This window comes from Chloroherpetonaceae bacterium, from assembly GCA_025056565.1.
In the GTDB taxonomy this organism is placed as follows: Bacteria; Bacteroidota; Chlorobiia; order Chlorobiales; family Thermochlorobacteraceae; genus Thermochlorobacter.
Map to the genome: position 1 here is coordinate 1 of JANWWA010000004.1, position 21,427 is coordinate 21,427.

Below are 21,427 nucleotides of genomic sequence, written 5' to 3' on the forward strand. Positions count from 1 at the left end.
TGTGGCGGCGGATTTGTTCAATCATCCAGTGGTCTTGGTTTCGCGCGGCGATTTCGTTGAGATAGATGGCGGTTTCAATCGCTTCGAGTTGGCAGAAAAAGAGTTTCTTTTCGCGCTCTGGATTTGTCCAGTAGTGGAGCAAGCGTCTCGTAACGCGCGTTGCGCCTTGATAGCCGCCTTCGCGCCACTGTTTGACGCGCTTGCGCGCTTGATTGATGAAGGTATTTTCCTTGATGCGATCCAGCGTCCACTCAGTATCGAAGGTAAGTTGATTTTTGTTTCTCGCTTTTGCGCGCGCAATAGGCACGAAGTAGATGCTTTGGCGACGCCCTTCGACGATGTCATTGGTAATGCCTGTGCGCTCGAACTTAAAGTGGCGCCGTGGCTCTTCGTAGGGCGAATTGATGATTGGATTTTCAATGATGGCGTCAGGCATTTTTTGGGAGCAATATTGTTCGGAAATCTAAGAAATCGCAACCAATCAAGGCGAAAAGAAGTCAAGCAAGCGAGCTTCTTGAGCTTCCCAGTTTAGCACCTTGCGTGCCTGCTGGCAATTGTGGCGGTAATGTTCTATCTTGCTCTGGAGCGTGATGACGGCTTCAGCAAGGGATTTTTCATCAGCCGTTGCAGGCACGGCAAGACCAACTTTGTGCTGCTCTACAATCTCTTTCATTGCGGGTAGGTCGGTTGTCAGCACGGGCACGCCTGCCATTACATACTCAAAGAGCTTATTCGGCAGTGCCAGTTGGTAGCTTTCGGAGAGCGGTTCAATGAGTGCAACACCAATATCAGCCGAGGCCGTCAGGGGCAGCAGCTCTTGATAGGGCACGCGTCCTATTGCAAAAGCACGTCGATGGTAGTGGCGGGCAGCAATCGCTTGTTGAAGGTCGCCAAGTTTGTCGCCAGCTCCAATAAAGACCGCCACGAATCGGCTGTCCAGCCAAGCTAGCATATCCAGCATTTTCCAAATCCCTCTGCCATCGGTAATCACGCCTTGATAGAGCAAGATAATTGCCTCATCAGGCAAACCAAGCTGTTGCCTCAGCGATGAATTAGGCGAATAGGCACAGTAGCGGGGGTAGTTGAAAATCGTCTCGGGCAGAGCAATGTGGTAGCGCTGACGCAAGGCTTCTGAGTCACGAAAGCCAGATGTGAAGACTTTAGCTTTGCGAATACAGTGTGCCTCAATTGCTGCCCAGATGCGCTGCCGAAGGGGCTTATGAGAAAGTTGCGCTAAGGCAAAAAAAAGCTCACGCGAGTCGTAGTAAAGCGGAGCACACTGCTGCTGTGCTACCCAGTAAGCCAGCGGAAGTGAAAAGACATCTTCAGCACAATAAAACTTCGCCTTGATGCGCCGCACAGCAGGGAGCATCGTGCAGTAGAAGCGAAGGAATTTAAGAGCGCCACGCAAACGAGGGTTTAATGCCTGCGAGCGTACCTCGCAGTGCTCAAACACAAAGGTTTCAGGCTGCTCCGAAATTTGAAGCAGCACAAGCCGCTCATACTTCTGGGAAAGCGAGCGAAGAAGGTTTAAAAGGCGCGAATCATAGCGCACGTCGCCAAAGAAAAGAAAGCAGCCGTCGAAAAGCTCCAACTGGGAAGCGCAGCGCATGTGAGTTAGTCTGCAGACAATTTTCCGCTAAGCACCAGCGCCAGTATGCCAGCGCCTACGGCGATGCGATAAATGATGAAAATCGCCGTTGAGTTTTTCCGAAGATAGCCCAGTAGAAGTGCAATCGAGGCATAGCCAACCACACCCGACACAAGTGTAGCGGTCAGCAATGCGAGCACATGTTCCTGTGAGGCAAGCAAGGCTTCACGCGATTTGATCAGCTGGAAGATGCCCGCCGCAAACACAGACGGCAAAGAAAGTAAGAAGGAAAAACGTGCCGCCGCCTCACGCTCCAAGCCTAAGAGCAATCCGCTCGTGATGGTCACGCCTGAACGAGAGGCACCTGGAATAAGCGCCAAACACTGAGCAAATCCAACTGTTAGGCTTTCAAACCAGCTAATGTCTGCAATGGATTTTAGCTTCTCTTTGCGCATTAAGCGCTGCTGCAATTGATACTCTGCCAGCGTAAGCAGAAGCGCAAGCCCAATCATCGCAGCGGCAATCACGTAGAGCGAGCGCAAAGTGGTCTCAATAGCTTGCTTGAAAAGCACCCCTGCAACCACAATCGGAAGGGTGCCCGCCACAATCATCCACCCCATTTTGGCGTCAGGTTCACCAAGTGGATTACCTGCTAAGGTGGCTTTTAGCGTAGCCTGAGAGATGCGTGCAATGTCTTGATAAAAGTAAGTCAGTACGGCAGCAAGCGTGCCAATTTGAATGACCGCCGTAAAAGCTGCACCTGGGTCGTCCCAGCCCAAAAGCGCAGGCACAATGCGCAAATGCGCCGTGCTACTAATAGGCAAAAATTCTGTCAGACCCTGCACAATGCCAAGAATGACCGCTTGAAGAATGCTCATCTGCAATGTGGTCGGTTGGAATGGTTAAAACACGCGAATGGTAACATACCGACTTGGATTTCGGCGTAGGTCATTGAGCAAGGAATCCAGCGAAGCCGCAGTGCTGCTTAGGTTTCGATACAATGCCGCATCGTTGGTGAGTTTGCCTAAGGTGCCATTCGGATTTTCAAGGCGCGTGAGCAGTGTATCCAAACGTTGCACCACACTGCTAAGGTGGTGGTAAAATGAATCATCGACCAAGAACTTGCCCAGTGTGCCATCGCCTCGTTTAAGCAAGTGAGAGACTTCATTGAGGTTGCGGGTAATGCTCTCCACATTATCCGCCAGCGAGTGGTCGTTGAGCAAGCGCGGCACAAGACCCTTGCCTTGTGTAAGGGCAGCAGTGGCTTGCTCCAGATGAGCTACGGTTTGCGTAAGTCGATTTAGCAAGTCCTCTGAGGTCAGAAGTTTGCCAAGTGTGCCTTCACCCCGATTGAGTTTGGCCAGCAGTGCATTGACGCTGTCGACGGCGTGATGCACCGACGCCAGCACAGCTTCTAAGCCTTCCGCAGGTTCGTAGTCGAGGTAACTGCCGGGAGCAAGTGGGCGACCGCGTCCAGGAATAACTGCAACCAGTTTATCGCCCAGAATGCCGCGCCCAACTATCGTGGCTTTTGAGCCTTCCCGAAAAAGATAGGCATACTCTTGATTAACCAGTAGAGTAATCTCGACTCCAATTGTTGTGTCATTGGGTGTCGCAAAGTCCAGTGAGAGTACCGTACCAACCTTTTTGCCAGCGACCGAAACTAAATTGTTTTCCGCTAAGCCAGTGATGTCGGGCACAAGCACCTTGTAGGTAACTTTCTTTGAGAGGGCGCTCGTGTTTTTGCCAATGACCAGTGCTAAGATGCCCATAATTGCAACTCCCAGCACAAACAAAATTCCTGTGCGCACATCTCGCCAGCGTACGCCCTCAGAGGTCAATGCACTTTTTGCCGTTTCCGCCATATTCAGATTATACTTCTGCGTTGGAGAGGAACGAGGTAATAAACGGGTGCGACACTTCGCTCATTTTTTCGGGCGGCCCAGTGTAGATAATCTCGCCGCCGTAGAGCACCGATACCATATCGGCTACACCGAAAACATCCGTAATAATGTGCGTAACCATGACGGCGCCTAGACCGATTTCCTCTTTTAGGCGCTTGATAAAGTCGAGAATTTTCTTGGAGCTAATAGGGTCTAAGCCAGCGGTCGGCTCATCGAGCAAAATAAATTCAGGGTGAAAAATGAGTGCGCGACCAATTGCCACACGCTTTTTCATTCCACCAGAAAGATTTTCAGGCAAAGCATTCTCGTAACCTTCAAGACCAGCAAACTTAATTTGTTCCTTGATACGGCGCTGCACTTCTTCTTCGGGTAGGTTGAGGTTTTCTCGCAAAAAAAAGCCTAAGTTTTCGCTCACCGTTAGGGAGTCGAAGAGAGCATTGCCTTGAAAAACCACCCCCATTTTTCGGCGAATTGGAAAGAGCTGCGTTTCCGTAAGTCGACTAATTTCCATCCCATCAACATAAATCTCACCCGAAGTCGGCTTGATTAGCCCTAACATCAGCTTAAGAATTGTGCTTTTGCCCACACCTGATGGCCCGAGAATCATATGTATGGTGCGGTCTTCAAAAGTGAGAGAAATGTTTTTAAGAATTTCCCGCGAGCCATATCGGAGTGAGACATTTCTAAACTCAATCATCGTGCCAGTGTGTGTGGTTATAGAATCTCAAAAACTAGCTTTGAAATGTAGAAGTTAAATACCATCACTAAGCCGCAGGAGACCACGATGCCTTTAATCGTGGAATTGCCGACACCGACTGTGCCACCCTGCGCAGAAAAGCCATTAAAGCACGTAACCAGCGTCATCAAGGTGGCAAAAACAGGCGGCTTTAGGAAGCCCACATAGAAGTCTTTTGGCACAAGGTAGTTCATTACAGGATTCCAGTAGAAAGCAGGGTCTAAGCTATGGTATCCGATAGCCATAAAGGCGCCTGCAAGCAAACCTGCGGCATCGCAAAGCGCAGTGAGCGGCGGAAACATGATCAGGGCAGCGACAAGGCGCGGCACGACCAGCTTAGCAATTGGGTCAGTGCCAAATGCGCGCAATGCATCAATTTGCTCAGAAATTTTCATTGCGCCGAGTTCTGAGCCATTGCGTGCACCCACACGCGCTGAGAGCATAATGCCTGTGAGAAGCGGCCCTAACTCGCGAATGATAGAAAAAGCAGTCGTGCGACCAATTAAGCCTTTCGCCCCAAATTCAGTCAAGATGTTGCCAATCTCAAATGTCAGAAGCCCGCCGATTGAGACAGCACTCACCATCACAATCGGTAGCGATTCTGTGCCGCTCACATACATTTGATACATCACGTCTTTCCAGTATCGTTTTGTAGCGCCTAACGCACCAAACGTGCGAAGAGAAAATTCAAAGAATTCCTGCATCGTTAGAAAAAAGATCTTGAGGCGCTCACTGAGTTCAGTTGCGTAGCTCGTAGCAGAGTATGGCATAACTAAGTTGTGCTTTTAAGCAAAGAAAATACAGATTTCTCTTCAATGCACGGAGAGACTGCAGAAGAAATGAACGAGGCTGCAGTATCACAGCGACTTTCTGGCAAAGTATGCGTAAATTGAAATAGTTGAGCAGATGAGTAACCAAAGTAACAAATGTATAGCGAGCAAAAGTGGGAAGCATCCGAAGCAAAAACACGCTTCGCTAAAGCGTTCCCGGGCTTAGAATGGGACACGACGCAGGCAAGCTGCAAAACTATGCAGGCAACTTTCGCGCTGCCTTCTAACGGGGTTAGATTAATCCTTTTTACTGACCATACCTTTCGTCTCGAGCCACTGGATATGAATGATGTGAAAGGCTTGCTGACAGCGCTGCGTGAGGCACGCCCACATCTGGAGCCGCTATACCCCGACGCATTTCGGCAGCTTGATGAACTGATAGCACACGATGCGGAGATTGCGCGCTTGTCGAAAATGGAAAAGTTGCTTGGCGCAATTGTCAACAACAGCCTCGAGATTCCAGCTTTGCCAGAGCTGGTGCAGCGACAACTTCAAGACAGTTCTTGCTTGCCTGCCCATTCGCTGGCAGGTCATGCCAAACTTAAAGCAGAGCGTGTCCTAAATGCGATTCGCAACCTGCTTCCAACGACACCAGAACTCTATGAGGAAATTCCAAAGGTCTTGAACGGCACAAGCACCTTAGTGCGATGCGATGCAATGAAATCGCTTCAGCGTAAGCTCTCCACTGCGCCTAATCCAAGAACTATGTGACTTGTTCTAACCTAAACGAGTATGCGATTAGCCGTAAATATTGACCACATCGCCACACTACGCAATGCACGCCGAGAAGCAGAGCCAGACCCAGTCTATGCGGCAGTGCTCGCTGAGCTGGCGGGTGCATCGGGCATCGTTTGCCATCTGCGAGAAGACCGTCGACACATTCAAGATGATGACCTAAGGCGACTGCGCGAGACCATCAAGACCAAGCTCGATCTCGAGATGGCGGCAACCGAAGAAATGAAACGCATTGCTATCAAGACCAAGCCTGAGCTGGTAACGCTGGTGCCAGAAAAACGGGAGGAACTGACCACTGAAGGTGGCCTTGATGTCAAAAAGCACCGTGCGCTGTTAGCCTCGTTCATTGAGGAGCTGGCGGCACACCAAATTCCGACTTCGCTATTTATTGAACCAGAACCTGAAACGGTAGAACTGTCCAAATCCTTAGGCGCAACATATGTAGAATTGCATACGGGAAAATTTTCACGCCTAAGAGATGAGCGCGACATCATTGAGGAACTGTCACGCTTACGAAAAGCGGCTGAACTTGGCAGAAGTCTTGGACTGCGTGTGGTCGCAGGACATGGTTTGAACTATCGTAACATTGTGCACTTTGCAACGCTCTCCGATGTGATTGAGGAAGTCAGTATCGGACACGCTATTGTTGCCCGCGCAGCACTGGTAGGCATCACGGAAGCCGTGCGAGAAATGCTGAATTTGATACGCAGCATAAACCGTGCGCCACTTGCCTTAGAAGGCAGTTACATCAAATACCGAAGTGAAAATGAATCTTGACTTTATGCGAGAAGCGATTGCACTCTCGCTCGAGAATGTGCGCGCTGGCAGAGGAGGCCCTTTCGCTGCAGTGATTGTAAAGGACGGCAAAATAATTGCTCGAGGCACAAACTTGGTAACCTCGACCAACGACCCCACTGCGCACGCAGAAATCGTGGCAATTCGTGAAGCCTGCAGGCAAATTGGGCATTTTCACTTAACGGACTGTGAGATTTATACTTCTTGCGAGCCTTGCCCAATGTGTCTAGCAGCGATATACTGGGCACGCCTGCGCAAAATCTACTACGCAAATACACGCAGCGATGCAGCGGCTATTGGCTTTGATGATGAATTGCTCTACCGAGAAATAGCAATGCCGCATGCACAGCGCGCCATGCCAATGGAGCAAATATGGCTCCACGATGCGCAAGAGGCCTTGAGATTGTGGAAAACGAAAGATGATAAAGTTCCATACTGAACAAATCACACTAGTACTGGCAACCAGAAACCGTGACAAGGCGCAAGAAATCAGGCAGAAGTTGCAAACAATGCAGTTGCCACTGGTGGTGATGAGCCTCGATGAGCTCGAGCGGAGCGGTTTCGTTTTGCGTGAAGTGGAAGAGACTGAACCGACACTGGAAGGCAATGCCTGCAAAAAAGCCAGAGAAACATTCCGAATACTCAGCGAGCAAGGTGCTGAAAATTTCATCGCCTTAGCCGACGACACAGGGCTGGAAGTAGCGGCGTTAGGCGGAGCTCCTGGAGTGTATTCTGCACGCTATGCTGAAGCGGAGCTTGGACGGAGACCAACCTACGCAGAGAATGTAGAAAAGCTCTTGCGTCAGATGCAAACCCACTCTAACCGCGCTGCTCGATTCCGCACCGTGATAGCATTAGTAGGCATAGTGCAGGCTAGCAATGAGCAGCTGCCGTTACAGATCGAACACTGGGTTGAAGGAATGGTGGAAGGGCAAATTACCCATCAGCCACATGGCACAAACGGGTTTGGCTACGACCCAATTTTTGAAGTGCAGTCGCTGGGCAAAACTTTTGCAGAACTCTCTCTCGAGGAGAAAAATCGCATCAGCCACCGCGCCCTTGCGCTTGAGAAAGCGTGCCTATATCTTCAAAATTTGTTTGCAGGTAACTCGAGAACGCAATCTTACGCAACTCATTCAACAAAGCCACAGAGATATGAGCCAACTAAGCTCCGCTCAAGTTGATGCCCTTGCCGCAGTAAAACACAACTTGCTGGCATCGGTGTCGGATGAGGCGGTTTATGTCTCTATTCTCAAAAAACTCAGTGCCAAAGAGCTGAAACATCTGCAAGAATTTTTTTGGGATTTCATTATCAATGAATCGCAGCAAGCACCAACAAAGCGCACGCGTGCGGATATTCTTGCTCTGCTTGAGCCAACCAGCAAGTATCAGCAACGGGCGCGCTGTCAAGAACCGCTGGGATACTGTACAATTTCAATGTGCGTGCGCATCAATCCCGCATGTGCCGTTACACGCATTTCTGGCATTTTGACAGCCATTCGACCGCTGCTGCAAACATTAGTCAAAGAGCGCCCTGAACTCTTATCGCGGTTCCCTGCTGCGCCAACTGCTGCAGAAGAGGTCATTCTGGTCACAGAGCGACGCAAGTCCGTCAAAGAAGGCTTGCCAAAGCGCCTTGCAGAGGCAGAAACGCTCTCAGACGACTACAAAAGCAAATTTGCGCGCTACAAAGAGCGGCTCTGGTCAATGATTGAATCCGACGGCTTAGACTATGCGCTGATTATGACAGAACAAGGCACAATCTTGCAAATTGCAACCACGAAAAAGTATGACTTCGAGCGGATTGCAGATGTGATTGCCGATGAAATCTTCTGGGTGAAGGAACAGGGCAGCGCACTGAATTTTGCCAGCTTGCTAACCGTTACCAAAGAATTTGAGCGCGGTGTGCTGGCGATTCGGGCACTAGGAAATCGATTGTATCTGGTCGGCGCATCAGAAACGGTCCTGCCTGCAAAAATTCATAGCCTAATCTGCCGTTTGGGGAGCGAACTGAGCAAAGAAATCAATGCGGCATTGGTGGCAAAGACTTAACTGCCTTTTCTGGCAGCCTGCAATTTCTGTGCAATGCCGATGGCAATCATCAGATTGCTCGCAGTAAGCAGACTTTCCGCAAAACCGTGCAGAAGGTCGTCGTGCGTAAGTGTGGGGTAACCACGCACATTGGTCGCATAATGGGTACAGACAATCGTTACCACCACAAAAACCAGAACAAACCAAAAACCAAAGACGGTCAGCCCTGAAAAAACAGTTTTGTCCTTGCGATAAAGCCAGAGCAATGAAACTAAAAAAATAAAATACACAAGGCTCGAGAGCTGAAAAGCCGCATTGATGAGCGTGTCTTTGAAACTTTTGTTGGGAAATATCTCCGCAGCGTTAGGCGAAAGGTGTAGCATGACGATGCCAAACAAGCAGGCTAGTGCCGTGCGTGCGGACGAATTGAAGCGAATGATATTCAGTGAAGCGTAAAGCAAGCAAATGCTTCCTACCAAATTCACGACTTTCGATGCATCAAGCCAAAACTCGACGGAGTCGGTGGTAAGGTGATAGATAATGACGCATAATCCACCTGTCCAGTGCGGAAGCATCAGCCATGCAAACTGCTCAATATCTTTTCGCCCGACTGCTTTGCCGTATCGATGTAGCAGAACTGCTGCAGCGAGCCACTCTACCATTGAGGAAATGTGAACCACCCAAGTTGGGAACGACAGTAGCACTGCAACTTCTCCTTTTCACTCAAAGGTATAGGAGTGCAAACAATCGTGCAAATGCGCTATGGATTTGGACAACGCAATGCTGCGGTCGAGAAGTTGGTGTCTAATGTAAGCTCTTTTTCATAGAGGTGCCAGAGTTTTTGGCAAGGGAAAGTTTCTTCATAGAGCGCTTTGCCAATGACAACTGAATCGACACCAAGCGGGCGCAATTCGTTCAGCGCAATAAAATCTTTGTAGGACGAAACACCACCTGAGGCAGTAATTCGCAGATGCGTTTTTTCAGCAAAATTGCGAAGTGCATCTAAGCCCACTCCAGAGAGCATTCCATCTTTGGAGATGTCCGTATAAATCACGCGCTCCACACCTAAATCTTTCATTCTAAGCCCTAACTCGACATCGGTCATCGGAGCGCCATCCGTCCAGCCGCTCACCTTTGGCACCCCATCTTTGGCATCAATGCCCACCACAATTTTCTTTGCGCCGAATTCTTTGATTAGTGCTTCAACCAGTTGAGGGTTAGTAACAGCAGCAGAGCCAATGATAAGGCGACAGACACCGATGTTGAGGTAGCGCTCGGCATCGTGCATCGTGCGAATGCCGCCACCGACTTCTACGGGAATATCAACTGTTTCTACAATAGCACGAATTGTCTCAAAATTTTGTGGAGAGCCTTTCAGAGCGCCGTCAAGGTCGACAAGATGCAGCATCTTGGCGTTTTGCTTGCGCCAGATGATTGCCATGTCGCAGGGTCTATCGAGGTAAATTTTCTCGCGCGAAAAGTCGCCCTGTGAGAGCCGAACACACTTTTGGTTGCGAATGTCAATCGCTGGAATAATGAGCATAATGCGCCTCCAAGTCACTGTATTTCACCACACTGCTAATGCGTCCATATACTTCTTTCGTCAAAGCTGGGCAAAATTCTTCAGGATTCTTAACCCCGTCTCACCTGACTTTTCTGGGTGAAACTGAACAGCAAAGATACTGTTTTTTTCAATTGCGGCTGTAAATCGCTGCCCTGCGTAGTATGCCTCTGCCGCTGTGCCCACTTCAGGGACACAGTAGTATGAGTGCACAAAGTAGACAAATGCACCTTCGTCAATACCTTTGAAGAGTAAAGCATCACGGCGAATGAAGTCAAGGCTATTCCAGCCAATTTGTGGCACTTTGTCTTTCGTATCATCAAACCGTTTGACCTTGCCAGCAATCACATTTAGACCTTGATGCTGACCCATCTCTTCACTTTCAGTTAGCAAAAGCTGCATACCAAGACAGATACCCAAAAGCGGTTTGCCTTTGTCAAGGTGCTCGCCAATTGCTTCAGCAAACTTGTGTTGACGCACCGCCTCGATTGCTTTCCCAAAGGCACCGACGCCCGGTAAAATGAGCTTATCAGCTCTTGCCACATCGCTGGCACGGTCGGCAAAGCGCACAGGAATACCCAAAAATTCAAAGGCTTTTGCAACGGAGCGCAAGTTACTGGCGCCGTAGTCAATAATTGAAATCATTCGCTAGGCTCGCTGAAAAAATTTGCCCGGCAATTGCTTGACGCACTGTTTGACTTCCAGCTCGAAGAGCACCACCAGCAGGTCTGAAACATCAAGCCCTGAAGCTTCGCAGAGGTCGTCAATATGCATCGGTGTATTCGAAAGCAAGGCATAAACTTGTGCTTCCTCAGGCGAAAGGTCAAGCGGGAGTGTGGCGGTTGCAGCAGGCACAGTGGTCGGATGCGACGGCACAAGCTCTGACAAGACATCTTCGGCACTCAGAACAAGCTTGGCATGACTGTCACGAATCAGGGCATTGGTACCGTTGGATTTGCGCGAGAAAATGCTTCCTGGCACAGCGAAGACTTCACGGTTTTGTTCTAGTGCATACTTTGCAGTAATCATTGCCCCGCCTTTGATGTCTGACTCGACGATAATGACTCCATGCGAAAGCCCCGAGATGATGCGGTTGCGTTTCGGGAAATTTTCTGCAACGGGTGCAGTGCCCATCCACTCCTCTGAGAGAATCGCACCCTGCTCAATGATTCTGGGATAGAGCTTGCCGCGAGGGTCGGTATAAATAGTATCAACGCCAGAGCCCAAGACCGCTACGGTGCGCAGGCCGCTCTCCAGCGCCGTCTGGTGCGCCACCATATCGATTCCAAATGCCAAGCCGCTGACAATCTCTGCTCGTGTGGCAGCTAAAGCGCTCACGAATTTACGCGTAGCATTTCTGCCATATTCCGTAGGGTGGCGCGTGCCGACTACGGCAACACGCAGTGCATCAGGCGTCAGGTTGCCTCTCACGAAAAGGTAAGGCGGCGCATCGTAAGTTTCTTTCAGAATGGTAGGGTAATCAGCGTCCCAAAATGTGAGAATGGCCGCACCAAGTTTCTGGCAGCGCTCCAGTTGGGCTTCGGCAGCAGCTTTGGCTTGCGCAAAAGCAGGGCCATGAAGGTATGCGTAAAGTATGTCAGCAAGGCGCGCGCCAATGCCTGAAATGCGTTGCAGTTCCATTCTCGAAGCAGCACAAATGCGCTGCGGTGTGCCAAATGCAGAAACCAGTGCCCGCAACCGTACAGCTCCAATTGAGGGCGCCTTAGACAGCGCAAGCAAGGTGATGAGAAAATCTGCATCACTTGACATTAACTGTAGAGGAGCCATTTACAGTTGTCTCTGCAGCTCGAGTGCGTCGAGCTTGCCATGCGATGACGGCTGACACGACGAACATCACTGCCAGCACCACATTTGCCCCAACTGAGAGCACTTTGCCTATCTCAAACGCACGCGACTCATACACCAAACGAATTTCGTGCTGACCTTTCGGCACGAAGATGCCTCTAAATGCATAGTTTGTTTTGTAAATCTCCGTTTCTACGCCATCAATGTAGCACTTCCAAGCAGGATAGTAGATTTCGCTAAGAAAGAGAAAATGCGTTCCAGTGGTGTTTGTTCTAAGAGTAATGTCTTGCAAGCGATATTGCACAATTTCAACCTTTGCCGTGCTGTCGGCTGGCTCATATAAGGGCACAGCTTTCTCAATAAAAGCTTTCTCACGGGCATTAAAGTCGCGTGCTACAATGTGGCGCAAGATATTTACGGCGGAGTCTTGTGCGACCTCTTTTACAAACCACATTCGTGGCGTTGGGTTTTCGCGCTGCAACACGAAGGCACTGCCGTTGAAAACAGGCTTAAACTCTACCACCGAGTAGGGCGTGCTGGAGACAATATACTTGATATTCAGCAGGTCCATCATTACGGAGTTGATAAAGAAGAAAGGTGTCTCTGTCGAGCCCATGCCAACGGTTTCAATCAAGTCTTGGTAGAGACGAAGTTTTGCGCCTTGGTAGCCGCCTACGGTTTCCATCTTGAAGTAAGCCAGCCAGTTGGCTTCTTTATCAAAATCGTGCGGGTTGATGCGGAACTTACTTTTGTCTTGCTCCAAAAACTCAATGAAGTCAGGTTTGGCGAAGAAGGCTTTTTGCTCTTGTGGCTCCTTAAGCTCTTTCAGTAAAGGGCTGCTGGCACGCCAAAGATCGAGCGTCGTGACGGCAGCGACCAGCGGCACAAAGACTGCCACAGGCAACCGACGGCGCACAAAAAAGTATCCACTGCCAAACACTGCGCTTACGAAGAGCAGCGACAGCACAAGGTCAGTCTGCGTATTTTCAAACAAGCGATACTCGGCAGCCATACGCTCAACCACGCCCGGAATGAGCGGATTTTGCTTAATAAGCATTTGTCCTTTGGGACTAGACGCATACTCCTTGATATATTGACTGCGGCAGCCTGAAAAGCCCACAATCGCTAAAAAAAGTAAGCCGACAACTCCAAAGGTGCTGTATCGGAAAATCTTGATGGGTAGCTCAGGCTGCGCTTGGCGCATCTCGTAAAGCGCTTTGATGCCATAACCAGCCAGAATACACGCTGCGGTTTGCAGCAAAATGAGAATCATCGAAGGAGCGCGGAATTTGTTGAAGAACGGGAAGTAATAAAAAAGCGGGTCGAAAAGAATTGGGAGGTATTTGCCGAAAGAGATAAAAAGCGAAAGCGTGCCAATCACAGCAAGGGCCTGCACAAAGTGGTCGCGTCGGTAATAGACAAGCCCCAAAATGGCTAGTGCAATGATGACCGCACCGAAGAATTGTGGACAAGCTGTGAAAGGCTGCGGCCCCCAATAGGTATAGTTGCCGTAGCCGTAGTAAGACGGAATAAAGAAGGTGATGACTTCACTAACGCCGAATGACCAATTGGTTGCATAATCATAATCTAGGCCAGTACCAGCTGGCTTTTTCTTCTCTTCGGGTGAGCCAGGCAGCGCAAGGTCAGGTGCAATCTCTGTTACGCTAGCAGAGCCACGAATGGAGTGCGGCGTGTATTCTGCAACGGAAAGATAGGTATCAGCGGACATAGATACCCCTATTAGCATGGCAATTACGAAGCCCGCAACGCTGCGCAGCCATGCTTGCACAGGGGCTTTGCGAACAAGCGTAGAAATAAGCTCAAAGAGAAAATAGATACCGATGGCAAGGTAGGAGTAATAGACCATCTGCACGTGGGTGGAGCGAACTTGCAGATTCAGCGCAAATGCAAGAGCGGCTAAGTTGAAGATATTTTTTCGCCAGTCGCTTTCATCACGCAGTCGCTCTAAGAAGACCAGTGTAAAAGGCAGCATAGAAATTGCAACCATCTTGGTATTGTGCCCGACAGGAATCCAGACAAGTGAGAGCGTGGCAAAAGTGCCCCCAATTGCGCCTGTCAGGGCAGCTAACACAGGTGCTTGCTTGATGCGGAGCAGCGTATAGATGCCTGCACCGTAAATGAAGAAATAAACAATTACCCAGTCTGATAGGTCGTTTTTGGAGGGCGCTGTGATAAGACCAAGTAGATAAGACCACGCTGTGTTGAGGAAATCAAAAGTGCGCTCGCCGCTAGCAAAAAGCGAGCCATAGCAAGGCATGCCGCTGAAGATGTAAGGAATCCACTGTGGAAAAACGCCTTGTTCCTTCGCCTCTTGCAGAAAAGGTTGTAAACTCAGCGAAGCCGTATTGTCGGGCACAAGAAAGACTTTACCGCTAAAGAGTGCGTCCCAGAAAAAAACCACAAGCAACACTGCCAGCGTGAGCAGTGCTACCAAATCTTGGTATGGTTTCGGGATTAAAGCTTTTTCTTCGGCAAGTGGCGGAATTGCCGATTCGGATTTTTGTGTTTTTTTCGTTGCCTGAGCGGTTGATTTCGCCATTGTTACATCGGTGAAAATTGTGTAAAAAGACCGAAATAATGCCTTGTTTTTGAAACAAGGCTGCAAATCTACGAACTTTCTTGCTGAAATCTGTGGAGCAATCTGCCCTGATTGTCTTTTTCAAGTGGGCGAAAAGCGGTGGGGTAAAGACGCGCCTAACCCCACCACTCTCACCGAAAGAAGCCGCAAAACTATACCAAGCGTTTGTCTGCGACACATTTGCCAAAGTAAGAAAGTTGAAGCAAGTCTCCGTCTTCGGCTTTGTAGCAGGCAAAGTGGGGAACGGAGGAGAGCTGGAAACTCTGTTACAGAGAATGTCTATTCCGCTCATTGAGCAGGTCGGAAGGGATTTAGGTGAGCGAATGCGGAATGCATTTCTATGGGTCTTTGAGCAAGGCTTCTCGCAGGCGGTGATTGTGGGCACTGACTCACCTGATTTGCCACTCGAGCGGATACACACAGCCTTCGATACACTCACGCAGTCAGTGCCGGCTGTTTGCCTTTGCCCTGCAGAGGACGGCGGCTATGTGCTGCTGGGTATGAATCGCTATTTCCCTGAGGTCTTTGAGAATGTGCCGTATAGCTCAAACGAAACTTATCGAGCGACGCTAAGGCAAGTCTGCCAATTGTCGGTGCAGCTTTTTGTGTTCCCGCGTTGGTATGATGTCGACACATCAAGCGATTTATGGCGGCTGGCAGCGCACTTGGACGCCAAAGAGCTACCTCACACTGCAGCCGTGCTCCGTGAGCTATCGCTGGAAAAATTAGCAAAGCACACTGAAGACCCAGTGTGCATAGCAAAAAGCACAAACAGCAGAGCGTGGCAAAGCGTAAGCCCATCTCCACAGCGAGAGGGAACCGCATAGTAAATGTTCGCAGCGCTTCGCCGTCAGGCGATGTTCACAGAGATGTTTTGGCGGTAGCCGCATGTTCTCTACATATTTTGTGACCAAAAGGGAGTAGCGCACCAATGCGACACTTGCCAAATATGCGTGATGCCAAGCTAGCGCAGGCGCGCAACCTCAAGCTCATTCTGCAGTATGATGGAACGCCTTTTGCGGGATGGCAGCGTCAGCCGCAAAATCCGCATCAAGTTACCGTGCAAGGTGAGTTAGAAAGGGTGTTGTCTCAGGTCCTGCAGGAGCCAATTGAAGTGATTGGAGCAGGGCGAACCGATACAGGCGTTCACGCCAGAATGCAAGTTGCTAACTTCTTTACAACCAGCAAGCTGAGTGATGACAAGATTCGCTATGTGCTCAATCGGCTATTACCAAAAGAAATTTCAGTGCAAAGTGCGCGCACGGTAAGCCCAAGTTTTCATGCACGCTTTTCCGCAACGGCGCGAACATATCGATACTTTCTAACCACAGAGAAACGCGCCTTAGAGCATCGCTACAAAGCATTTTATCCATATCCTACTCTGGATGTTGAGAGAATGCAGCGATGTGCAGAAGCAATTTTGGGGCGGCATGATTTCTCATCGTTCTGCAAAGCAGGGTCAATTGTTCAAACAAAGTTCTGCACTGTCTATGCGGCGTCGTGGAAAAAAATCGGAAAGGTATTTCAGTTTGAAATTACGGCGAATCGGTTTTTGCACAGTATGGTGCGATTGCTGGTAGGCACCATGCTGCAGGTCGGGCGAGGCGAGTATTCTTACAACGATTTTCAGCGTATTTTTGCGGCGCATGATGTGCGGCAAGCAGGGGCATCAGCAAAGCCGAATGGGCTGTTTCTTTGGAAAATTCACTACAGTGCAGCCCTGAAACCGCAACCATTCCTGAGCGAAGAGAATGAAGAGTAACTCAACCTAAATGATTGCCTTGAACGATGAGAGTGCAAGCAATTGTGCTAATTATCTGTGCAGGCTTGATATTAAGCTGCGGGCAGAGCCGTCAGAAGGAATCTTCTGCAGAGCAGACAGTAACGGCAACCAAAAACACCCGTGCAGGCAAGCGAAAAGTGAGAATTGACACCGCAGTAGTTTGGGTCGAAGTTGCCGACCGTGATGAGCTGCGTCAGCGTGGATTAATGTTTCGCACAGAGCTGCCCGAAGATGAAGGAATGCTCTTTGTCTTCGAGCGACCAGAAATTCAATCGTTCTGGATGCGCAATACCTACATTCCGCTTGACATTGCCTTCATTGACGAAAAGGGCAGAATTACCGACATCTACCAGATGAAGCCATTAGACGAGGAGCCAAGATATGAATCGTCGGTGCCCGTGCCCTTTGCGATTGAACTGAATCAAGGGTGGTTTGCAAAGCGCGGTATCAAAGTGGGGGCGCAGGTCTCTTACGACTAAGAGATACCTCATCGGCGAAGTGCACTGAAGGAAAAAAGTCGCACCTTAGGCACACATTTATCGTCAGAGAGCTGAAGCCCGACGCAAATTTGCACACTGGAAATTATTTTTGGCAGAGAAGATGAGCCAACGCAAGCGAAGCAACTATGCAGGTAATGCAATCTGACCGTGATATCATTCAAGAGCGGCTGACCAGACTGGTTCAAGATTGCGATGAACTGCGCAAAAAGGCGCTAATGTCCGCTGAAGCGATTGCGCTGCTGGAGCGACATCGTGCAGATCTCCTGCAACTGCTCGATCATCACAAGCATCGTAAAGCCGCTGCGGAGGAAGATACTCGCCTACTGGAATTGCAAGAGCTGCGTGCAGAATTGCAACTGGCAAACGAAGCCTTGCAGTTCTTAGATAAGCAGAAAAGCGAGCTGATGCGCGAGCTGGAAAATCAAAAACTTGTGCTCGAGCAGCAAAGTCGCGAAGATGGACTGACCAAACTCTATAACCGTCGCTATCTGGACTCACTGCTGGCGCAAGAATTCGAGCGTAGCAAACGCTTCAATCATCCCTTCACGATTGCGATTGTGGACATTGACCACTTCAAGAAAATTAATGACAACTTCTCGCATCAAGTTGGTGACGAAGTCATCAAGACCGTAGCGCAAATTTTTAAGAATAATCTCCGCTCAATGGATTTGGTAGGGCGATATGGCGGAGAGGAGTTTGTGATTGGGCTGTTGGAGACATCTCTAATGCGAGCGGTGCTGGTGGCAGAAAAGTTGCGTCGCGCCGTTGAGGAATTTAACTGGACGATTGTGCAGCCCAATCTACGTGTAACGATTAGCGTAGGGTTAGCGGAGAACACCAAGATGCCCAACCACGAGAAAATGATCTCTGAGGCTGACAAAAAGCTCTATGAAGCGAAACGTGCAGGACGAAATCTGGTGCGCTACTAAGGGAAGCAAAACTGGAGAGAAAAGCAAATGTCGCTTTTGCGCTGCGCCGCCTTCTTGCAAGGGAAAGCGGCGCAGTGTGCTTTAGTTCAGATGCGCCTTGACAGCTGCGAGCAATTCTTCATTAGTGCGGCTATCCTTGAGCTCATTTTCAATGTGCATCCACTTGATTTTGCCATCTTTGCCAACCAGAAAATAAGCGCGCTTGCTGCAATTGAGCGGCTCGTAGAGAATATCGTATTTCTTAGTGGCGTCGCGATGAATATCAGACAGCAGGTGGTGCGTCAGCTGGTATTTCTCGCGAAATGCTGCATGGGCAAACTTGGAATCGACACTAATCGGCAAAACCTTCACGCCCAGTTGCTCGAACTGTGCGTAATCTTGAGAGTAGCCGCAGTTCTGAGCGGTGCAGACCGGCGTAAAGTCCAGTGGGTAGAACGATAGCAGCACGGCTTGTTTGCCTCTGAAATCAGAGAGTCTCACCTTCGTGCCGTCGGTGCTATCCAGCTCAAAATCAGGGGCTTCGTCGCCAACTTTTAGCATAGAGAATTCCTCCTTTTGGTTTTAAGTGTTTTAGAAAATCCGAGAGATGCAAAGCAAGTTGCAAGGGTTCAACTTAGCTACCCGTCAGTCGCCGTAGCATCAGGTGCTTAATGAAGCAGCGCGTAACTGGCTTATCATTTTTGAAGTGGCTCTCGACAATTTCAGGAATGTCGTCGGGCATTAGGTGTCCATACCATGTGTTGTCAGTATGCACCAGCATTGTGCACCCATTTTCGCAAGCGCCTAGGCAAGTGGCAGTCTGCACTTCAACTGTGCTATCTAAACCTTGAGCGACGAGTTCAGCGTTCAGACGCTCTAAAAGAGCCGTGGCGCCGCGCTGAACGCAACTGGGCTTGGGGCTACCCTCTGGACGCAAGTTGGTGCAAACATATACCAAGTAAGGCATGGCTGGATAGAGCATTTTTCGCTCGAACCGCCGTGACGGTCAAGTCGTTTCAGGCTTAGGGAAAAGCGCACGGGCTTTGTAGAGCAAAAGCACAATAATAGGCGTTAGCACTGCAGCCACAATAGAGCGAATACTGAACCACGAATCATAGAGAACCATACTAGACACGAAGCTATTCAACATCAAGCCAATCGTAACGAAAAAGCCGCTGCGCCAGCCAAAATAGTTCAGGCGAATGGTGCCAAACGCGCAAAGCACCTCGAAAATGCCAAAGCCAAGCGTAACAAATGCGGAGGACGTGACGCGTTCCTTATTGTAGCCGAAGAGTTCAGTAAGGGTCTCGCCGCTACTTAGAAGTGTTGCAAGGCTCTCATAGGCGTTGCTAAAACCGAGAAGCATCATCAGAAGTGCAGCAAAAAAGGCTGTGGCACGCAGGCGCTGGAACTTCTGATAGAGCGCCTTCTCTTCTTCGGGTGAGAGGGTAGGCTCTTCTTCTTTGAGCGACGGCTCCTCTGGCATCTTAAAACAGATTACTTCGTTGGGTCTGGCTTCAGCTTAGCAATTTTGGCAGATTTTTTGGGCTTCGTTGTCCCATTTGCTTTGCCATTTGAAGCCAGACGCTTTTCTTCAGCAAGCTGCTCTTTTTTGCGTTCAATTGCCTGCAAGATGGCGCGCTCAGCCACAAAAAAGTCGTGCCAACCGAAACTTTCTACGTGCTTGCCTTCCAGCTCTTTGTAGACGCTAAAGAAGTGCTCAATTTCGTTGGGCAAATGTGGTGGCACATCGGCTAAGCGACGAATGTTGTTGTAAATAGGGTCATTGATAGGGACGGAGAGAATCTTATCGTCCATTCCTTTGTCATCACGCATTTTCAGCAGCCCGACAGGACGCACTTCAATCAGGCAGCCTGTAAAAATCTCGCCGTGCGTGAGCACCAGCACATCGACAGGGTCGCCGTCTTCAGCAAGCGTATTTGGAATAAACCCATATGCAGCAGGGTAATGCACAGACGAGTACAGCACGCGGTCGAGCTTAAAGACACCTAAGTCGGGGTCAAATTCATACTTGTTTCGCTGACCCTTCGGCACCTCAATCACTGCATTCACTTCCTTCGGTGGATGCTTCCCAACAGGCAGATTCTTGTAGTCAATCATTTGCTTTGCGATTTTGTAGGTTGAGTCGTCGATTGAGATTTACTGGCTTGCTCTCTCATTGCTTTGCGCTTGGCTTTCATTCGCGCAATCGCTTTACGATGCTTTTTAGCAACTTGCCGTGCACGCTTGTTCATACTTGGATAACAGGTTTAGAACGGGTTAGTAAGCTGGCAAAATTTGTGCAAGTATAATGCTTTTAAGGCGTCCTTCAAATTCGGTCTTGCTAAATTAGTCCCCTTGACAGAAAGCTGTGCTCTGAAAGATGACTGCGGTGAAAACTGCCACGCTGCGGCTTATGATGACGCTCGCATTTGGCGACTCCTTCAATCCGAGAAAGGTAAGCCACGGAGCAGCGGCCTAAGTTGAATGGACAGTGCAGAAAGGGTGAGCTGTGGATTAGCATTGCGCATCAAAGAATACAAGCTCTCTTCGACCAGCTTTGCGGCAGCATCAAAGTTTGCATTAGGGAAAGCTTTCACGAACTTTTCAATGGTCTCGGAAATATCAGTATTTACAAGAGGAGAGAGTGCGGCACCTAACTGGCGGACACGCTGCGCGTCTTGAAAGATGAGTAGCAAGGCGCTCAAAACTTCAAGCTGTGCATCTCTCGTCTGCTTTGTAAGTTCCTCAATAAAGCGAATTCTCTCAAGTAGGCGGTTTTCGGCCAAGATAGTGCGCAGCCAGTCGAGAGCACGGTTGCGTAGCTGCAGCGCTGTAGGGTCGCAAAGAAGCTGCTGTGCCTTAAAAAAATTGCCACGTGCAAGACCGACGGCGAACCGGACTTGTGCCGCACTGTCTGCTCCACCAGCCAAGCGCGAAAGCATTTCTTCGGAGGAGAGAGCTGAAAACCGCACAAGCTGGCAGCGTGAGACAATTGTCGGAAGCATAGCATCAGGGCGAGCCGTCGTGAGAATAAAAAGCACAAAGGGTGGCGGCTCTTCCAGAATTTTAAGCAAGCGATTCGCTGCAGTGGTATTCATTCGGTCGGCTTGGGAGATAAGAAAAATGCGCATCCCACTCTCTGGCTTAAACTGCGCTTTGCGAATCAGCTCTTCAATCTGCTCTGCCAAAATCCCCATTGATTTTTCCATCTGCATCTTGAAGTAAGGATTTCGGCGTTTTTCGGCGAAAAGCTGCTTGTATTGCGCTAAGGCTTCTTCCTGCTTTTCTCGCTCTTTGCTGCTGTCGGAAACTTCACGCAGAACAATTCCCTCAACCGGAAAGACATACTCGAGGTTAGGGTGCAGTAGCTCTGCGAAGGCTTGACAGCTTTCGCACTGGTCGCAAGCCTCGGCATTCCGTCGTGCACTGGGCGAAAGACAGTTGAGTGTTTTGGCAAGCTCGAGCGCCACCGCATCTTTGCCCACGCCCTCAGGCCCCACAAAAAGGTAAGCGTTGGGCAAACGACCCGCTTGCATCGTGCGACGCAATGTCTCTATTTGCTGCTTTTGTCCTAAAATGTGTTGCCAGCTCATTGATGTAGCAAAATTGTCAGGGATGTGAATGCTTGCAAGCGTAATAAAAATA

At 49.6% G+C, this 21,427-nt stretch carries 25 protein-coding genes; 9 read left to right on the forward strand and 16 right to left on the reverse strand.

The features are described 5' to 3' along the window. The 6 genes from NZM05_04270 to NZM05_04295 form a co-directional block, all read right to left on the reverse strand. The coding region (locus NZM05_04270) for a restriction endonuclease subunit R (protein ID MCS7012832.1) at positions 1-436 on the reverse strand (436 nt) is incomplete at its 3' end. Between the two features lie 45 nt (positions 437-481). Next, complete coding sequence (locus NZM05_04275; protein ID MCS7012833.1) at positions 482-1,612, reverse strand: glycosyltransferase; 1,131 nt, start codon at positions 1,610-1,612, stop codon at positions 482-484. 5 nt (positions 1,613-1,617) lie between these two features. Next, positions 1,618-2,469, reverse strand: coding sequence for an undecaprenyl-diphosphatase UppP (gene uppP / locus NZM05_04280; GenBank protein MCS7012834.1), 852 nt, complete (start codon positions 2,467-2,469; stop codon positions 1,618-1,620). A 24-nt stretch (positions 2,470-2,493) separates the two neighbouring features. Beyond that, positions 2,494-3,456 carry an MlaD family protein gene (locus NZM05_04285; GenBank protein MCS7012835.1) on the reverse strand — a complete coding sequence of 321 codons (963 nt, stop codon included), beginning with the start codon at positions 3,454-3,456 and terminating at the stop codon, positions 2,494-2,496. A gap of 7 nt (positions 3,457-3,463) precedes the next feature. Further along, on the reverse strand, positions 3,464-4,192 hold the full coding sequence (locus NZM05_04290; protein MCS7012836.1) for an ATP-binding cassette domain-containing protein: 729 nt from the start codon (positions 4,190-4,192) through the stop codon (positions 3,464-3,466). Between the two features lie 17 nt (positions 4,193-4,209). Next, on the reverse strand, positions 4,210-5,001 hold the full coding sequence (locus NZM05_04295; protein ID MCS7012837.1) for an ABC transporter permease: 792 nt from the start codon (positions 4,999-5,001) through the stop codon (positions 4,210-4,212). A gap of 258 nt (positions 5,002-5,259) precedes the next feature. Between NZM05_04295 and NZM05_04300 the strand changes: the two genes are divergently transcribed. The 5 genes from NZM05_04300 to NZM05_04320 are packed head-to-tail and all read left to right on the forward strand — an operon-like array spanning position 5,260 to position 8,643. Further along, positions 5,260-5,772, forward strand: coding sequence for a hypothetical protein (locus NZM05_04300; GenBank protein MCS7012838.1), 513 nt, complete (start codon positions 5,260-5,262; stop codon positions 5,770-5,772). 21 nt (positions 5,773-5,793) lie between these two features. Next, positions 5,794-6,573, forward strand: a complete 780-nt coding sequence (locus NZM05_04305) for a pyridoxine 5'-phosphate synthase (protein MCS7012839.1) — start codon at positions 5,794-5,796, stop codon at positions 6,571-6,573. Beyond that, a complete protein-coding gene (locus NZM05_04310; GenBank protein ID MCS7012840.1) occupies positions 6,563-7,030 on the forward strand; it encodes a nucleoside deaminase in 468 nt (155 codons plus the stop codon). The genes NZM05_04305 and NZM05_04310 overlap by 11 nt, the downstream gene beginning before the upstream one ends. After that, positions 7,011-7,775 carry an RdgB/HAM1 family non-canonical purine NTP pyrophosphatase gene (gene rdgB / locus NZM05_04315; protein MCS7012841.1) on the forward strand — a complete coding sequence of 255 codons (765 nt, stop codon included), beginning with the start codon at positions 7,011-7,013 and terminating at the stop codon, positions 7,773-7,775. Before NZM05_04310 ends, rdgB begins: the two co-directional genes overlap by 20 nt. Next, positions 7,747-8,643, forward strand: a complete 897-nt coding sequence (locus tag NZM05_04320) for a hypothetical protein (protein ID MCS7012842.1) — start codon at positions 7,747-7,749, stop codon at positions 8,641-8,643. Before rdgB ends, NZM05_04320 begins: the two co-directional genes overlap by 29 nt. Here NZM05_04320 and NZM05_04325 read toward each other — a convergent pair. Genes NZM05_04325 through NZM05_04345 form a run of 5 tightly spaced genes read right to left on the reverse strand, consistent with a single transcriptional unit; the run spans position 8,640 to position 14,549 of the window. Then, entirely contained in the window at positions 8,640-9,326 is a 687-nt protein-coding gene (locus tag NZM05_04325) for a DUF3593 domain-containing protein (protein MCS7012843.1), read from the reverse strand. The two genes, NZM05_04320 and NZM05_04325, sit on opposite strands and share 4 nt — an antisense overlap. Positions 9,327-9,382: 56 nt before the next feature. Then, a complete protein-coding gene (gene hisA / locus NZM05_04330) occupies positions 9,383-10,165 on the reverse strand; it encodes a 1-(5-phosphoribosyl)-5-[(5-phosphoribosylamino)methylideneamino]imidazole-4-carboxamide isomerase (protein MCS7012844.1) in 783 nt (260 codons plus the stop codon). Positions 10,166-10,225: 60 nt separating this feature from the next. Next, positions 10,226-10,828 carry an imidazole glycerol phosphate synthase subunit HisH gene (gene hisH, locus NZM05_04335; protein MCS7012845.1) on the reverse strand — a complete coding sequence of 201 codons (603 nt, stop codon included), beginning with the start codon at positions 10,826-10,828 and terminating at the stop codon, positions 10,226-10,228. A gap of 3 nt (positions 10,829-10,831) precedes the next feature. Further along, positions 10,832-11,953, reverse strand: a complete 1,122-nt coding sequence (gene dprA, locus NZM05_04340) for a DNA-processing protein DprA (protein ID MCS7012846.1) — start codon at positions 11,951-11,953, stop codon at positions 10,832-10,834. Then, entirely contained in the window at positions 11,943-14,549 is a 2,607-nt protein-coding gene (locus NZM05_04345) for a YfhO family protein (GenBank protein ID MCS7012847.1), read from the reverse strand. Before NZM05_04345 ends, dprA begins: the two co-directional genes overlap by 11 nt. A gap of 92 nt (positions 14,550-14,641) precedes the next feature. On the opposite strand from NZM05_04345, the gene NZM05_04350 reads away from it, so the two are divergent. The 4 genes from NZM05_04350 (at position 14,642) to NZM05_04365 (ending at position 17,800) form a co-directional block, all read left to right on the forward strand. After that, positions 14,642-15,415, forward strand: coding sequence for a TIGR04282 family arsenosugar biosynthesis glycosyltransferase (locus NZM05_04350; protein MCS7012848.1), 774 nt, complete (start codon positions 14,642-14,644; stop codon positions 15,413-15,415). A gap of 104 nt (positions 15,416-15,519) precedes the next feature. Then, on the forward strand, positions 15,520-16,350 hold the full coding sequence (gene truA, locus NZM05_04355) for a tRNA pseudouridine(38-40) synthase TruA (GenBank protein MCS7012849.1): 831 nt from the start codon (positions 15,520-15,522) through the stop codon (positions 16,348-16,350). A 26-nt stretch (positions 16,351-16,376) separates the two neighbouring features. Beyond that, the gene (locus tag NZM05_04360; protein ID MCS7012850.1) at positions 16,377-16,850 is read left to right on the forward strand and encodes a DUF192 domain-containing protein; all 474 of its coding nucleotides are present in this window, start codon (positions 16,377-16,379) and stop codon (positions 16,848-16,850) included. A 146-nt stretch (positions 16,851-16,996) separates the two neighbouring features. Further along, on the forward strand, positions 16,997-17,800 hold the full coding sequence (locus NZM05_04365) for a GGDEF domain-containing protein (GenBank protein ID MCS7012851.1): 804 nt from the start codon (positions 16,997-16,999) through the stop codon (positions 17,798-17,800). An 81-nt stretch (positions 17,801-17,881) separates the two neighbouring features. Here NZM05_04365 and NZM05_04370 read toward each other — a convergent pair whose 3' ends face one another. The 5 genes from NZM05_04370 to NZM05_04390 all read right to left on the reverse strand — a co-directional run bounded on the left by NZM05_04370 (position 17,882) and on the right by NZM05_04390 (position 21,375). After that, positions 17,882-18,340: a redoxin domain-containing protein gene (locus NZM05_04370; GenBank protein MCS7012852.1), complete on the reverse strand. Its 459-nt coding sequence runs from the start codon at positions 18,338-18,340 to the stop codon at positions 17,882-17,884. 73 nt (positions 18,341-18,413) lie between these two features. Then, positions 18,414-18,761 carry a (2Fe-2S) ferredoxin domain-containing protein gene (locus tag NZM05_04375; GenBank protein MCS7012853.1) on the reverse strand — a complete coding sequence of 116 codons (348 nt, stop codon included), beginning with the start codon at positions 18,759-18,761 and terminating at the stop codon, positions 18,414-18,416. A 24-nt stretch (positions 18,762-18,785) separates the two neighbouring features. Then, positions 18,786-19,265, reverse strand: coding sequence for a hypothetical protein (locus NZM05_04380; GenBank protein MCS7012854.1), 480 nt, complete (start codon positions 19,263-19,265; stop codon positions 18,786-18,788). Between the two features lie 11 nt (positions 19,266-19,276). Then, entirely contained in the window at positions 19,277-19,900 is a 624-nt protein-coding gene (locus NZM05_04385) for an inorganic diphosphatase (protein MCS7012855.1), read from the reverse strand. 323 nt (positions 19,901-20,223) lie between these two features. Further along, complete coding sequence (locus NZM05_04390) at positions 20,224-21,375, reverse strand: AAA family ATPase (GenBank protein MCS7012856.1); 1,152 nt, start codon at positions 21,373-21,375, stop codon at positions 20,224-20,226. Between the last annotated feature and the right edge of the window lie 52 nt (positions 21,376-21,427).

Coding starts and splice junctions, on each gene's coding strand:
- NZM05_04275 (MCS7012833.1), bottom strand. CDS start 1,612: ATGCGCTGCGCTTCCCAGTTGGAGCTTTTCGACGGCTGCTTTCTTTTC.
- uppP (MCS7012834.1), bottom strand. CDS start 2,469: ATGAGCATTCTTCAAGCGGTCATTCTTGGCATTGTGCAGGGTCTGACA.
- NZM05_04285 (MCS7012835.1), bottom strand. CDS start 3,456: ATGGCGGAAACGGCAAAAAGTGCATTGACCTCTGAGGGCGTACGCTGG.
- NZM05_04290 (MCS7012836.1), bottom strand. CDS start 4,192: ATGATTGAGTTTAGAAATGTCTCACTCCGATATGGCTCGCGGGAAATT.
- NZM05_04295 (MCS7012837.1), bottom strand. CDS start 5,001: ATGCCATACTCTGCTACGAGCTACGCAACTGAACTCAGTGAGCGCCTC.
- NZM05_04300 (MCS7012838.1), top strand. CDS start 5,260: ATGCAGGCAACTTTCGCGCTGCCTTCTAACGGGGTTAGATTAATCCTT.
- NZM05_04305 (MCS7012839.1), top strand. CDS start 5,794: ATGCGATTAGCCGTAAATATTGACCACATCGCCACACTACGCAATGCA.
- NZM05_04310 (MCS7012840.1), top strand. CDS start 6,563: ATGAATCTTGACTTTATGCGAGAAGCGATTGCACTCTCGCTCGAGAAT.
- rdgB (MCS7012841.1), top strand. CDS start 7,011: ATGATAAAGTTCCATACTGAACAAATCACACTAGTACTGGCAACCAGA.
- NZM05_04320 (MCS7012842.1), top strand. CDS start 7,747: ATGAGCCAACTAAGCTCCGCTCAAGTTGATGCCCTTGCCGCAGTAAAA.
- hisA (MCS7012844.1), bottom strand. CDS start 10,165: ATGCTCATTATTCCAGCGATTGACATTCGCAACCAAAAGTGTGTTCGG.
- hisH (MCS7012845.1), bottom strand. CDS start 10,828: ATGATTTCAATTATTGACTACGGCGCCAGTAACTTGCGCTCCGTTGCA.
- dprA (MCS7012846.1), bottom strand. CDS start 11,953: ATGTCAAGTGATGCAGATTTTCTCATCACCTTGCTTGCGCTGTCTAAG.
- NZM05_04345 (MCS7012847.1), bottom strand. CDS start 14,549: ATGGCGAAATCAACCGCTCAGGCAACGAAAAAAACACAAAAATCCGAA.
- truA (MCS7012849.1), top strand. CDS start 15,520: ATGCGACACTTGCCAAATATGCGTGATGCCAAGCTAGCGCAGGCGCGC.
- NZM05_04360 (MCS7012850.1), top strand. CDS start 16,377: ATGAGAGTGCAAGCAATTGTGCTAATTATCTGTGCAGGCTTGATATTA.
- NZM05_04365 (MCS7012851.1), top strand. CDS start 16,997: ATGCAGGTAATGCAATCTGACCGTGATATCATTCAAGAGCGGCTGACC.
- NZM05_04370 (MCS7012852.1), bottom strand. CDS start 18,340: ATGCTAAAAGTTGGCGACGAAGCCCCTGATTTTGAGCTGGATAGCACC.
- NZM05_04375 (MCS7012853.1), bottom strand. CDS start 18,761: ATGCTCTATCCAGCCATGCCTTACTTGGTATATGTTTGCACCAACTTG.
- NZM05_04380 (MCS7012854.1), bottom strand. CDS start 19,265: ATGCCAGAGGAGCCGTCGCTCAAAGAAGAAGAGCCTACCCTCTCACCC.
- NZM05_04385 (MCS7012855.1), bottom strand. CDS start 19,900: ATGATTGACTACAAGAATCTGCCTGTTGGGAAGCATCCACCGAAGGAA.
- NZM05_04390 (MCS7012856.1), bottom strand. CDS start 21,375: ATGAGCTGGCAACACATTTTAGGACAAAAGCAGCAAATAGAGACATTG.